Source organism: Longimonas halophila (assembly GCF_002554705.1).
Classification (GTDB): Bacteria; Bacteroidota; Rhodothermia; order Rhodothermales; family Salinibacteraceae; genus Longimonas; species Longimonas halophila.
This window is the reverse complement of record NZ_PDEP01000001.1, coordinates 227,881-241,034: the sequence shown is the minus strand read 5'-3', so window position 1 is coordinate 241,034 and position 13,154 is coordinate 227,881. Positions and strand designations below refer to the sequence as shown.

Below are 13,154 nucleotides of genomic sequence, written 5' to 3'. Positions count from 1 at the left end.
TCAACGTCTATCCACTACTTTTCTGACGTCTCTACGCTATGTCTGTCATCCGCCTTCTGTTAGCCGACGACCATCCGGGGTTTTGCGCGGGGTTGCGTACACATCTTCAGCAAGAGCCCGACATGGAGGTCGTCGCGGTGGCGCACAATGGGCAGCGCACCCTGGCACTGGCCCAACAGCACCATCCCGATGTGGTGGTCTTGGACATGGAGATGCCGGGCAACAGCAGTTTGGCCGTAGCGCAGACGCTATGCACGCTCGACCCGCCGATACAGGTGCTCGTCTTGAGCGCGTATGAGGACGAAGAGTACATCTTTGGCGTGCTCGACGCGGGGGCTTCGGGATATCTGTCGAAGCAGGAGCCGTTGCGTGCAATCACCGAGGCCGTACGTGGCACCGCCCGGGGCGAAACAGGCTGGCTGAGCCGCAAGGTGGCCGCTATGTACATGCAGCGGCACCGGAACCCGGCGTCGTCGGCGCAGCACCTTGTCAGCGATGCGCTGAGCCAGCGCGAGCGCGAGGTATTTCAGTTGGTGGCGCATGGGATGACGAATCCCGCGGTGGCCGATCGTCTCTGCATCGCTGAGAACACGGTCAAAAAGCATGTGCATGCGCTCTACACGAAGCTCCCGGTAGATACGCGGGCGCAGCTTGTGGCGTGGGCGTGGCGCAGCGGCGTGGTTGCGCCTCCAGCCGAAAGCAAGGACGACAGCATACCCCGTCCATGAATCGGTAGATAATGTAGGGGATGCACAGCTGCTTCTGCATCCCCAAAACAAACACTGCTACATCTCTTACCACGCCTGCTCAATGCGCTCCGGGCCCACGCTGCGCTCAATGTAGTAGAGGATGCGGCGGTACTCATCCGTCCAGCTGCTGGGCTCGGTAAAGCCGTGCGGCTCCACTGGGTAGGTGGCCAGCTCCCAGTCGGTCTTGCCCAGCTCGATGAAGCGCTGGCTGAGGCGAAAGATGTCCTGCGGCTGCACATTGGCATCGACCAGGCCATGGGCCATGAGCAGCGGGTCGTCCAGCCCCTCGGCAAAGTAGATTGGTGAGGAGCGCTCGAACGCGACGGGGTCGACCGCCGGCGTGTTCAGGATGTTCGAGGTGTACGGGTGGTTGTAGTGCGCCCAGTCGGTCACGGAGCGCAGGGCCGCACCGCCGCCAAACGCATCCGCCTCGTTGAAGAGCGCCATCAGCGTGATGAATCCGCCATAGGAGCCGCCGTAGATGAACTGCCGCTCGGGATCAATGCCATGCGTCTCTTCGAGATGCGCGGATGCATCCGCATAGTCCTGCAGGTCGCGACCGCCCATGTGGCGGTAGATGGCCGTGCGCCAGTCGCGTCCGTAGCCCGCGGAGCCGCGATAATCCACGTTGATGACGGTGTAGCCCTGTTGCATCAGCAGGTTGTGAAACATGTACTCGCGGAAGTAATTGCTCCAGCCGTTGTGCACGTTCTGCAGGTAGCCCGCGCCATGCACAAAGTGCACCGCCGCGCCGTTGGGATTCTCCGGTTCGAAGATCTGCATGGGCACGTCGGTACCATCGTCGGCCTCGAAGGTGGTGAGTTCACCCGTGCTCCAATCAACAGACTGCCATTCGTCGGTGGGCGAGGTGGTGATGCGGCGCTCGCCGTTGTCATCGCGAATGTAGACTTCGGGCGGCTGTGTGATGTACTCGTAGAGCAGGCCCAGCGTGGTGTCGTCGGGATGCGGAGCAGCGGCGTACTGCCCGTCTTGTCCGCTGGTAACACGCGTGCGCTCGCCCCCCTCGGCGGGCATGCGGTACCAGTGGCGGTTGTGGGGCGAGTCCTCGGTGCTGGCAAAGAGCCAGGCGGATCCGTCTTGCGTGAGCTGTGGATCAAACACCTCGAAGTTGCCTTCGGTGAGCGCTGTTTTCTCGCCGGATTCGACGTTGATCGTGTAGAGATGGCTGTAGCCGGTTTCTTCGCTCTGAATGTAGATCGTTTCGCCGTCGGGCATCCAGCCGAGCGTGCTGGCGCCGCCGTACCACGAAATGCCCGGACCCGCAATCCATGCGTCGTCGTGCTGATGGTTGAGCGAGGTCACCGATCCGTCTTCGGGATTCAGACGCGCCAGCCAGCGGTCTTTGTTGTCGGCGGCGCGGACGTCGAGCACAGCCAGCGAGCCATCCTCGTTCCAGTACGGACCGAACGCGCGCAGCGTACGCGTGGAGTCGACGCCGTCGATGGTGTCGGGGTCTGCGATGGTGGGCATGGGCCACTCGTCAGCGCCGGGCAGCGTACTGAGATCGACGGTGTAGGTAGTGTCGCGCTCCGCATCGGCCAGATGCAATGTGTAGCCGCTCGGGGCGCGTCCTACTTTGGCGCGGGCGTTGATGACATCGGCAAACCCGGTTTCGGTCACGTAGTCGATGACCTGCGTGTTTTCAACGTTCTCTGCATCGGAGGTGCCCACCGCGGTGTATCGCTCCGACGGGTCCATGGACAGGTGCACGATGCTGTCGTCGCCCACGTAGAGCGTCGTCGGGTCGGGATCGGCGGCTTCGTCGGCTTCCTGCGCCTCTTCGGCGCGTTCTTCTTCTTCCTGGCGCTCGCGGATCGTCTCGAACAGCTCGGTCTGCTGCTCCTCAAGGTAGCGCTCTTGGGGGGAGGGCTCTTCCTCCGGCGGTTCATCAGAGGCCCGCACGTCCGTAAGCTGCTGCAGGGTGCCGCGTTGCAGGTGGAGGGCGAAGAGGTTGAGCCCGTCGCGGAAAATCACGCGCGCACCATCCGACGAAAAGCGCGGTTGGGTGAGTGCGTTGGGCGTGTTGGTAAGGCGCGTGGTAGTGTCGCTTGCTCGATTGTAGAGGTAGACATCGCCGTTGTGAGTAAATACCTTGCGCGCAAAGTCGGACGTGTAGGTGTGGCTGCCGTGCTGCCATCCTGCGAAAAACGGAGTGGGGGCACGACGGGCCTCTGCATCCACCTTGACCGGTTCATTGCCGTCGACGGGCACGCTGTAGAGCGAGTCGCTGGGGAATTGTCCCTGCGGGTTCCAGTCGAAATAGAGCGCGGAGCCGTTTTCGTGCCACCGGATGTTGGTGGGCCAGTCGCCAATCCACGTCTCGGGATCTTGCATGATCTGTTGGACCGTGAGTGAGTCGCTGGGCGCTTGGGCGTGCACAAGCACAGGAGCAAGGCTCACAAGAAGCAGCATCAGCCCGCACAGGCGGCGTAGCAAAGAGGTCATAACACGCGGTGGTGGGTTGGGAGGAAGGCGCATTGTTCTGAAAACGTACAAAACAGGAGGCACCCATGCAGGCCACACGTTACAGAGAAAAGCAACGCATTACAGAAAGTTGGTTTTACTTTTGACGGCGACGGCGGTACACTGAATGCGAAGCTGGGGGTGCCTCACGACCGAGGCTGAGAACATACCCTTTGAACCTGAACCGGATTGTGCCGGCGTAGGGAAGCATGGTCGTTTGGGATGCGGAAGCATCGCATCTGGATGGAGGCACTGCCAGCTAAGAACCTGTTTGGGTTTTGGTTTGATGGCGAGAGCAAGGGCCGCTGAGGCGAAAATTGGACCCCAATCGAGGTTCGTAGCCGGGGCTACGGGCCGAGATTAGGGGCAATTTGCACCAGGGGCATGACCTTCGGCCCCAGCCCAGCGGAGCTGCTCGGAGCCCAAAGCAAAAAATCAAAACAGGTTCTAAATCACTGTTCTTGCTGGTACCCACACTCCACACTCGCTATGGATACGCTTCGTTTAGGACTCGAATGGTTCTTGAATCCGGACCATGCTCCGCTTCTCATTGCGCAAGAGCATGGCTGGTTTGCCGAGGCGAACATCGACCTCGACATCGTTGAGCCTGACGCGCATATGGACGCCGTCGACGCTATCAACGATGGTACGCTCGACATGGCAATCACCGAGCCGCTGCATCTTGTGGAAGACCGGGCTGAGGGCGCTTCGGTGGTTGGGTTTGCTCGCTTCTTGCACACCAACGGCGGCGTGATGTATCTGCGCGGGCGTGGTATCGAACGTCCCCGCGATATGGTGGGTGCGCGCATCCAGTACCCCGGTGCGCCGGGTCCAGGCGGACCCGCTATTGTGCAAACGATGATTGAGCACGACGGCGGCACCGCCGAGGCCGACGACTTTACACCGGTCAACAACAGCTTCTACCACACCGACGCGCTTGCGGAGGACAAAGCGGATGTGGCGACGCTGGTGTTCTACAACTTTGAACTGGTAGAGGCGCAGCATCGCGGTCTGGATGCAGGGTTCTTTGCATTGAAGGACTGGGGGATCCCCGACTTCTGCCAGCTCATTATGATTACTACGCCCGAGCACCTTCAGGCGCGTCATGACGCGTTTGCCCGGTTTGTGCGCGTGCTGCGCCGCGGGGTTGATTTCCTGCATCAGAAGCCCGAAGCCGCTGCGTCCATCTACCGCCGTCGTGCCCACGTGGAAGACGACGACACGCTCACGCCTAAGACGTTTGCCGCTACGCTACCGTGCTTTACGTACGACTTTGGCATGACGGATGCCTACTACGCCGCACTTGAGCACTGGATGTTCGAACGCGGCCTGATCGATGCGCAGCCAGGTGCAGACGTCTACTGGACGAACGAACTGGCGCTTCCCGTAGCCGCGCCAAGCACATCAGCAGCCATGTAACGAATGGTTCGTTCGTCGCGTCTATGTGAGTGCCTGTGCCGAAGACTTTGCACAGCATTCAACGATTCACCACAGCTGACGACATGCTGCTATGACAACGCGCTTGCTTGCTGGATGCCTGTTGCTGCTTGGAACGATTGCGCTGGCGCCGGAGGCTTCCGATGCTCAGGTGCCTGACACAACGCACACCGACTCTACTTCGGCGCAGCAGGGCACCATGGATCTGGTGGGCTGGCCCGAGCGCGATCAGGTGGAGGCGTGGGCAGATGACCTCGACGACCGGTGGCTGCCGCAGTTTGACCGCATCCAGGTCGACTATGCCTACACGGCCCGCGACTCAGTGACCGACTGGCAGTTTACGCTGGCGTGGTCGCCGGGCGCGTGGGTGCACACCGGAGCCGATGGCATCCAGCCGCTGAACGAGGTTGACGGGCCGGGACGGCTGGAGCAACTCTACGTGGTGGCCAACGCCGTCGTGGAGGACTCGACTCGCGCCACCGCGCTCTTTGCGTTTGACCAGATGAACGTGGGCCCGCGCCCCGACTCGGTTGAACTGACATGGCGCGATGTACCACACGAGGAGTTGTTTTTGGAGCTGGATGCGGAGGCAGCGCGTGCGCTACTGGCGCAGAATCCGACGTTTGAGATCGTAGAGGTGGAGCGCGTGCAGGCCCTCCCACCCGACCGCCGGTCGGTGGCGTCGGGCGAGCGGGAGACGCGTGAGGAGCGGCGCGCGCCGCGAACCAACGAGCCGCGTACACGACGGTCAAACACCGTGTTTGTGATTCGCACCGGATACATATTTGGACGCACATGGCCCCGCACGGTGGCGCGTCCGCCGAGTGCCGAGCCCGCGACACCTGCCGACGAAAGTACACGGGGCGGACGCGGCAGCACGACCACCGCCGACGGCGACGAGTCTGATGACGACCGCCCCCGCCGCGATGATGACGATGATGACGATGACGCGCCCAGTCTCGGCCCGGCTGCGATGGGGGCTGCGGCGGTGGTCGGCATTGCGGCAGTAGCCGGAGGCAGCATCGGGCTCTCTGGGTCAGGCGATACGCCGCTGGGCCTCTCGGCGGGGTGGACGCGTCCGCGCGGTGGGGTATGGCTCGAAGCGGCCATTAACGGAGCGGTGCTCACCGACGATTCGGGGCAACGCTTTGCCGCGCAGCTACGCGGGTTCACAGACATTGGCGGACGCGAGGTGCAGCCCGCGCTCGGGCTGGGGCTGCGCTATGAGCAAGAAGAGGGCGACCTCGTCTCCAATGCCATTGTGGCACCCGGATTCGTCTGGAATCGCGACCCGGTGGCGGTGTCCGTCAGCTATGATCTGGTGAATACCACGCCGCAGTTTGGGCTTGTGTTTAACCTGCGTTCAGATGCGTGGTGAGCAAGGCTGTTGCCGCAACGTGCTGCAATGGATTAAAGGCGATAACGAGATAGCACGTGCGCTGCGAGCTCTATACAAAAAGGTTGTTGATTGATACGATGGAGAGCGACTTGTGGAATGGAGACTGAAGTTTACGGGGGCTGTAGGCGACCGGGCACCAGAGCACCGCATAACGTATCTGTCCCCACAAAAAAAGCGTGCGAACAAGACTCAGGGCCTCATCCGCACGCTGCAAAGCATACAACACGAGCGCTGCGCCAGCTGTGTAGCAAGCGCACTACGCAGCTGGCAGCACTGTGATACGCAAGGTTACGGCTTTTCAGTGGCCACAAAATCAGCGCGCTCGCCCGTGGGGGTACTAATCACATTGGTAACATCCACCGTGAACGACTTCTCGCGCTCGCGGCTACGGTCGTACAGGATGCCCGTGAACGTGGCATCCTCCTCGCCATCGACCAGCCCCTCGATGTCGCCAGCGCTTTCAGCGAAAAAGACGCCTTTGTAGGCCTTTCCGTATACGGTTTTTTCTGAGTAGGCAAAGCCCTCTCCGTCCATGTCATCCAACTGGGCGTCGTGCAAATCGTACAGGCTCATGAGTGCAATGGTATTCTGAATGACGAAGTACAAGTGCGATTAGCAGCATCGGCGGCAAGCGTGCCCGTGACCCCTGCAATCCATATGCGTTCGCAGTTCAATTCATGCGGAACGAATATCGTAGGGTTCACACTTAAGATGCCATGTTGTAGTGTACCATGTTCACCCATTCATCGTTTCCGACCACTGCCCCTGTGCCTATGTCTGACCCCGCCGACTTTGCGCCCGAGCGGGTTCGTGCTGCCCAAAATGGGGATGAGCACGCGCTCAATGCCTTGCTCAACGCGCTGGAGCCGATCCTGCGTGGATACTTCATTAAACGCATTGGCCGGGGGCCCGATGTGGATGACCTGGTGCAGAATGCGCTGCTACGTGTGCACAAGGGGCTCGACGACCTGCGTAAGCCGGGCAGCTTTAAGTCGTTTGCAATGAAGGGGGCGCTCTACGAACTGCAGGACTTCTACCGCGGGCGCTACGACATGAAGGAAAACCTGTTCGACCCCGAAAAGCCGCTACAGCGCACCACCGAGGCCAACGATAGCCTGCCGGGTATGGACGTGGAGCGGGCACTGGAGGCTCTTTCGCCGAAGGCACGTCGCATTATTGAACTGCGTGAGTATGGCTACCGCTATCGTGAGATTGCCCAGATGATCGATACCACCGAGGCCGCTATCAAAATGCAGGTAAAGCGGGCGTTCGACAAGATGCGCGATGCGCTATCGAGTCTGCTGGCCTTCATCCTGGTCGCAGGCTGATGTGTTGCCATTGACCCGCTGTGTAAACGAAGCCGCATGAGCAAGCCTGCAAAGGGAAGCCAAAACATAGCGCGCAGTCGAGCACCAGTGCAGCTTCCACATACGCGTGTGGATACAGGGCTGTTACTCTTTGTCAAATGAAGGCGGCTTTATTCACGTACCGGCGCTACATCACACAAGCTGCCCGTTGCTTCCCCGTAGATTTTTACTGATCCCTCGCTCTTGACTCATGGACCGTCTTTTCGAAGCTGTTCTCTTCTACGACGACCTGCCCGATGAGCGGCAGTCGGACGTGCGCAGGCAGCTGGCTGAGCACCCCGACCTGCGCGATACGCTCGTGCAGTGGATGCAGGTGCGTACGGCCATCCGCCGCGAACTGGAGGCCGATGTCCCGCGCCGTGAGCTGCTGGTGCTCTACGCGCTCGACGAATCGGGCATGACCAATGCCCTGAATGCCGATGAGCAGGCGGCACTAAACGAAGCACGTCCGGCGCTGGAGGAGGCGCTGGCGGCGCACCCTGGCCTGCGTGATGTGGTGGCGCGCATCCAGGAGGAGCACGCCGACTTCAACGCTGTGTGGGATGCCGAGGTGGGCGCCTCCCACAATGCCTCTGCCAACAACACCCTGACCGAAGAGGCCCTGCGCCATGACGCTCCAGACCGGGCTGCCGACGACTACTCGTGGGCGCTACGTCTGGCAGCAGGTGTCGCGCTCATCTTGGTGGCGGTGTCGGTGGCGTTTTTGCTGCCGAGTTCACCCGATAGCACCACGGTCGACGTAGGCGCTGGTGAAGCCGAAACCATCACGCTGGCCGACGGGTCGTCGGTGCGCCTGAGTGGCGTAACGCGCTTCACGTATCCCGAAGAGGTGCCCGATGACGATGCCCCGTACGTGGTTTCCATCCAAACAGGCAAAGCCTTCTTCGACGTGACGCCGCGTGCGGAGCGCACGTTCGTCGTTGAAACGCCCACGGCGACCGCCGAGGTGCTGGGCACGCAGTTCGGCGTAGACACCGCGCCTAATCATACCGACATTACGCTGGCCGAGGGCGCACTACGCGTTGGGGCTCCCGATGCCCCCAACACGGCCCGGCACGAACTTGCTCCGGGGCAGGCCACGCGCGTTGCTCGCGATCAGGCGCCTACGCCTCCGCAAGACGTGAACGTGAACGACGCACTGGCGTGGACGGGGCTCTTCCTGTTCCAGCAAACACCGGTGGAGCGCATCGCCGCGTCGTTGAGCACCGCCTACGATGTCTCTATCACGGTAGATTCGGACCTTGCGCAGGAGCCGGTTACGGGTACCTTTGAGCGGGAGCAGCCCGTGGACGATGTGCTCGATGCGCTGGCAGCAACACTGGGGGCCAGCGTAGAGCGCTCTGCATCCACTCCCACAACCTACCGACTCGTGGCAACGCCGTAACGCCATGCGGTAGAACAGGGAAGCATGCTATAGGTACGATTCCATCCGCCGTTTGTCGTACCAAGCTGCCCTTCTACCGTGACGCGCTGGATTCTTGTGTGGTGTGTGATTGTACTGTGCGGAGCCGGATCGTCCGCTACCGCGCAGTCGATCTCGGTAGAAAACGGACAGCCGCTGCGCGACGTGCTGGAGATGCTGCGTACCACCACCGCGCTCGATCTGGTGTATGCCGACCGCCTGGTGCGGGAGCGCCGCACTACATGTGCATACACAGGCGAAGACGCACGAGCCGCGCTCCGGTGCGTACTGCAAGACACCGGACTGGAGGCTGAGCGCATCCGCCGAAACCAGTATGTGCTGGTGGCAGCCCCCACAGCTTCCAACGATACCACCGCCCAGACCGTGCGCCGCGTGGCTCTGACGGGGCGCGTCCGCGATGCGGAGAGCGGCGAGCCGCTGCCCGGGGCCAACGTCATTATGCGCGATCTGCAAGCCGGGGCCTCCACCGATCGGAACGGCTACTTCGTGCTCTCCTCCCTACCGCCCGGGCCGTATCGCGTACGCATCTCATATCTGGGATACGCCACCGCCGACACCACGCTGACGGCGGGCCACAGCACGGCTGCTATCGATCTGGCCCCGCAGTCGCTGGATGTGGAAGGGGTCGTCGTCAACGACCGCCTCACGTCAGTAGCCGCCCAAGAGCCGATGGCGGGTCGCGTAGAGGTAGCCCTGGAACAGGTTGATGCATTGCCCTCGCTGGGCGAGTCGGACCTGCTTACGGCACTGCAATGGACGCCGGGCGTGCGGCGGTCGGGCATTTTGAGTGGCGGGCTTAGCGTACGGGGGGCGTCTACCGACCAAAATCTGTACTTGCTTGAAGATGCGCCCATCTACCATCCGTGGCATGCGTTCAGCCTCATCTCTACGTTTCAGACGGAAACTCTGAAGCGCACAACGCTCTACCGCAGTTCGTTTCCGGTGGAGCACGGCGGGCGCCTCTCCTCGGTCGTGGATGCGCAGCTCAAAGATGGGAATCGTACCGAGCCGGAGGCCCGCGCAGCGCTAAGCGCACTGAGCGGGCGCTTCTACATTGAGAGTCCGCTGTCGTCGAGCACCTCGTTTATGGTGTCGGGGCGGCAGTCGTACATCGATCGCATCATTGGGCGCGAGCATGCAGTGGAGCAGGGCGGACGCCGCGACACGATGCGCACCGGCTACGTGTTCTACGATACAAGCGCAAAGCTCACCACGCAGTTCAACGACCGCAACCGCCTGTCGGTAAGCTACTACCATGGGCGCGACGAAGTCGACCTGCGCCTTCCGTTTAACCTCTCAATCGACTTTTCATCGTGGCTGCGCCCCACCAATCTGTTCTTTGAGGTCGACCAAAACTGGTCGAATCGAATGGTAAGCGCGCAGTACCAGAGCATCCCCACGCCGTCGGTCGTGGTGAATGCCACCGGCTACTACTCGGGGTACCGGGCCCGCGAATCCTCGTTTGTGCAGCCCACCACCGCCGCCTCCCTGGCCTCGGATTACAGCGTTTCGGTCAATGATGTGGGACTGAAAGGGGACGTGAGCCTGTACCCGTCGATGGCGCACCAGTGGAAGCTGGGCGGCAAAGTGGCGCATCTTGCGTTTTCCAGCGCGCTCGATAGTGAAATCCGGCGCACGATCACCTCCACCGATACAGAATCGCAATCCACGAACCGTCGCGCGGTAAAGCTATCAGGCTTTGCGCAGCATACCTGGATGCCCACCCCCCGCCTGGAGGTGCAGAGTGGCGCGCGCCTCAGCTACTTTTCGAGTGGCCAGTACCTGCATGTACGTCCGCGGATCAGTGCCCAGTACATTGTACATCCGCAGTTTCTGACGCTGCAAGGAGGAGTCAGCGGACACGTGCAATCGTTGCATCAGATGCGTGACCGCTTCTCCCTGGCGTACGATTTGGTATCCACCCGATGGGTGCCTGCCGATCGTACTGTGCGTCCGGCTGAAAGCTGGCAAGCCACAGCAGGCGCGCGCAGCCGTCCATGGCGGAGTCTGCTGGTGCAGGGCAACGTGTACACACGGATGAGCCGCCATACGCTCATTCCTGAAGACAATACGCAGACCAAAGATGGCTTGCAGGGGCCGGGCATTGAACTGGGAGCGCTGCTGGGGCAGTACACGCCAGCTCGCGAGCGTGCCTTCGGGGCCGAGGTCGAACTGCGGTGGGAACGGCCCCACTGGCGCATCCAACAAAGTGCATCGCTGAGCCGCACGTTTGTGCGTGCAGCCTCGCAGAATGGTAACCGCTACCGCCCGGCCGATCTGGACATTCCGTGGTCTACGCGGAGCGCAGTTACATGGCAGCCCGGCGCGCTTGAGGTGACCCTGGCGGGTACGTTGCGCAGTGGCTACCCGCTCTCGTCGCCCATAGCGCGCTATCAGATTGGCGACGGTACCGACACCAAGCCGACCACGTTTCTGTATCGCCCGCATGTCAACAACAATCGCTTGCCTATGTACGGGCGGCTGGATGCGTCGGTGGGCTACCAGTTTCAGGCGCTTGGTGCAGCGTGGCAGGTGCGCCTCCATATGCACAACGCACTCAACTACCGTAACGTGGTGGGCCGCACATACGAGGCCACCGAGCGTGGCATCACGTCGAGTGATCAGCGCGGACTGCCCATCCTTCCGCTCTTTGAACTACAACTGGCGCTTTGAACATGACTGCTTCTTCCTTTTGGACAGGCGTTGGTGTGTTGGGCGGAGTGCTCCTCCTCGTGCTGAGCATCAGCGGCTGCGACCTGACCGATTTTGAGGCGACCGAGTCGGTGGTCGTAGAAGCATTTGTGGAGGCCGAGCGTCCGCTGCCTCCCGTATTTGTGCGCGCAGTGCAAGGCTTGGGCGACACCACCGCCAGCGGTATCGAAACCGCGCAGGTGCGCCTTATGGTGGACGATCCATCGCAGGGCGAGCAGTCGGTGGCCTACGCACCGGTACCCGGGGCGCCGGGCCGGTACGAGCCGGTCAATGCGTCGGATTCGATCGGCATAGGCATGCGGTTTCGGCTGATGGTGGAGCATGCCAACGGGACTGCTCAAGGTCGGAGCCGCACGCCTGCCCCCATCCGTCTCGATAGCATTGTAACCAGCGTGCCCAATAAGCCCGTAGAGGCCGTGCGCGTGGACTCGCTGCGCCGCGACTCGCTCGACATTCCCACGACCACCAATTTTATCTATCCCATAGACGTGGAAGCGTACTGGACCGCCCCTGAAGCCGACACCGCCTGGGTGCGCACGGCGCTACGGCCCGAGAATCAGCCTTTCACACCGCGCCTTGTCGATTTCTTTATTCAGCCCGAAGCTGTGTTTCAGGAATCCACAGCAGGCGACACAGATCTCCGACGCTGGCGCGGCGTGTACGCCATCCCCGTACAGGAAGCCACCGACCCACTCCCCATCCACCGCCTGGTGGTGTGGATTGCGCGGGGCGATGCCGAGTATGCCTCGTTCATGGCCGAACGCGACGACCCCGACCGCCGCGAGCCGCCCTCCAACGTTACGGGCGGACTGGGCATCATCACTGGCGTGGCCATGGATTCGGTAGAGGTGGAGGTGCCGTAGTAGAGATGCATTGTCTCCAATAGCGCTTAATCCAGGCAGGCCATGCACGACAACAATGCAGGATGCTACCAGCCACTGCGGGGGGCGTCTGATTTGCCGGTAGCTGCAGGGGGCGATGCTTCGCCCGTGTCGAAACGCATCAGATCTGTGGGCAGCAGGCGTTCTATGCGGGGAGCCGTAGGGTCGTTTGGAGGATACGCCGTGCGGTCGTAGGCATCGGGAAAGAGGTGGTCGAGCTGCTCTGCATTGCCAATATACGCAGCCGTGTAATCCCACGCAGCAGGCAACGCCTTCCGTACAGGCTCGTACAGCGCCGAGGCCTCGCGCATGTCGGGCGTTGGCCACCCGGCACGGGCCAGCAGCAACAGCACGCCGCTAATTACCAGCAGCACCTTACCTGCCGAAAGCACGCTTCCCAGCACATGGTCAAGCACGCCCAACCGCAGCGCTTTGATAAGGCGCTCGGCCAGATGCGTAACAAACGAGACTCCTACATACACCACCAGGAAAATCGTCGTGAACGCCGTTAGCTCTGCAAATGTAGGCGGCACGCCCCACGCCTCCATCTGCACGCCCATCGGACGCATGTACTGCACGGCTACGACAAACGCCAGCACCATCCCGATAATGCTTGTGATCTGTCGGATGCCGCCCACCATGTAGCCGCGTACCAGCGCCAGCGCCAGCACAACCAAAATACCCAGGTCAATAAGGGTCATA

10 protein-coding genes and 1 riboswitch are annotated in these 13,154 nt (G+C 61.6%); of the genes, 7 read left to right on the top strand and 3 right to left on the bottom strand.

What is annotated here, in order from left to right; translation table 11 throughout:
• Positions 1-38 precede the first annotated feature (38 nt).
• On the top strand, positions 39-728 hold the full coding sequence (locus CRI93_RS00990; protein ID WP_098060735.1) for a response regulator transcription factor: 690 nt from the start codon (positions 39-41) through the stop codon (positions 726-728).
• A gap of 66 nt (positions 729-794) precedes the next feature.
• On the opposite strand, the gene CRI93_RS00985 is transcribed toward CRI93_RS00990, so the two are convergent.
• Positions 795-3,215 (bottom strand): S9 family peptidase, encoded by a 2,421-nt coding sequence (locus CRI93_RS00985; RefSeq protein ID WP_245850240.1) that lies wholly within the window; start codon positions 3,213-3,215, stop codon positions 795-797.
• 145 nt (positions 3,216-3,360) lie between these two features.
• Positions 3,361-3,456, top strand: a riboswitch (TPP riboswitch).
• Positions 3,457-3,722: 266 nt separating this feature from the next.
• On the opposite strand from CRI93_RS00985, the gene CRI93_RS00980 reads away from it, so the two are divergent.
• Positions 3,723-4,652: an ABC transporter substrate-binding protein gene (locus CRI93_RS00980; RefSeq protein ID WP_098060733.1), complete on the top strand. Its 930-nt coding sequence runs from the start codon at positions 3,723-3,725 to the stop codon at positions 4,650-4,652.
• A 91-nt stretch (positions 4,653-4,743) separates the two neighbouring features.
• Entirely contained in the window at positions 4,744-6,048 is a 1,305-nt protein-coding gene (locus tag CRI93_RS00975; RefSeq protein ID WP_098060732.1) for a hypothetical protein, read from the top strand.
• A gap of 309 nt (positions 6,049-6,357) precedes the next feature.
• Here the strand turns inward: CRI93_RS00975 and CRI93_RS00970 are convergent, their stop codons facing one another.
• Positions 6,358-6,642, bottom strand: coding sequence for a hypothetical protein (locus tag CRI93_RS00970; RefSeq protein WP_098061042.1), 285 nt, complete (start codon positions 6,640-6,642; stop codon positions 6,358-6,360).
• Positions 6,643-6,842: 200 nt separating this feature from the next.
• On the opposite strand from CRI93_RS00970, the gene CRI93_RS00965 reads away from it, so the two are divergent.
• The 4 genes from CRI93_RS00965 (at position 6,843) to CRI93_RS00950 (ending at position 12,434) form a co-directional block, all read left to right on the top strand.
• Positions 6,843-7,397 carry an RNA polymerase sigma factor gene (locus CRI93_RS00965; RefSeq protein ID WP_098060731.1) on the top strand — a complete coding sequence of 185 codons (555 nt, stop codon included), beginning with the start codon at positions 6,843-6,845 and terminating at the stop codon, positions 7,395-7,397.
• Positions 7,398-7,626: 229 nt separating this feature from the next.
• Positions 7,627-8,820 carry a FecR family protein gene (locus CRI93_RS00960; RefSeq protein WP_098060730.1) on the top strand — a complete coding sequence of 398 codons (1,194 nt, stop codon included), beginning with the start codon at positions 7,627-7,629 and terminating at the stop codon, positions 8,818-8,820.
• Positions 8,821-8,898: 78 nt separating this feature from the next.
• Positions 8,899-11,532 (top strand): TonB-dependent receptor, encoded by a 2,634-nt coding sequence (locus tag CRI93_RS00955; protein WP_098060729.1) that lies wholly within the window; start codon positions 8,899-8,901, stop codon positions 11,530-11,532.
• A gap of 2 nt (positions 11,533-11,534) precedes the next feature.
• Complete coding sequence (locus CRI93_RS00950) at positions 11,535-12,434, top strand: hypothetical protein (RefSeq protein ID WP_141491501.1); 900 nt, start codon at positions 11,535-11,537, stop codon at positions 12,432-12,434.
• 65 nt (positions 12,435-12,499) lie between these two features.
• Here the strand turns inward: CRI93_RS00950 and CRI93_RS00945 are convergent, their stop codons facing one another.
• On the bottom strand, positions 12,500-13,153 hold the full coding sequence (locus CRI93_RS00945; protein ID WP_098060727.1) for a CvpA family protein: 654 nt from the start codon (positions 13,151-13,153) through the stop codon (positions 12,500-12,502).
• Position 13,154: the final 1 nt, after the last annotated feature.